The following is a 308-nucleotide window of genomic DNA, read 5'->3' on the forward strand; positions in this document are numbered from 1 at the left end:
GCACCTATCGTTGAAGAGATCCAAGAGACAATTCACTACTCAAACCGTTCTGGTGTTCGTGCAATCTGTTCAGACTGTCACGTACCACATGAATGGACTGATAAAATTGTTCGTAAGGTTCAAGCATCAAAAGAGCTGTACGCTCACTTTATTGCTAAGACGATTGACACGCCTGAGAAATTCAAAGAGCGCCGTCATCACTTAGCGGAACGAGAATGGGCTCGATTGAAGAAGAACGATTCACTTGAGTGTCGTAACTGTCACCAGTTCGATTACATGGATTTCTCTGAGCAGAGTCCTCGTAGCGC

At 45.1% G+C, this 308-nt stretch carries 1 protein-coding gene; it reads left to right on the forward strand.

Annotation, left to right across the window (positions count from 1 at the left end; all coding sequences use genetic code 11):
• Window positions 1-308 (forward strand): NapC/NirT family cytochrome c (locus A3712_RS21530; protein WP_197465886.1); only part of this gene is annotated, 308 nt, incomplete at both ends.

It is taken from the genome of Vibrio sp. HI00D65, assembly GCF_001635455.1.
GTDB lineage: Bacteria > Pseudomonadota > Gammaproteobacteria > Enterobacterales > Vibrionaceae > Vibrio.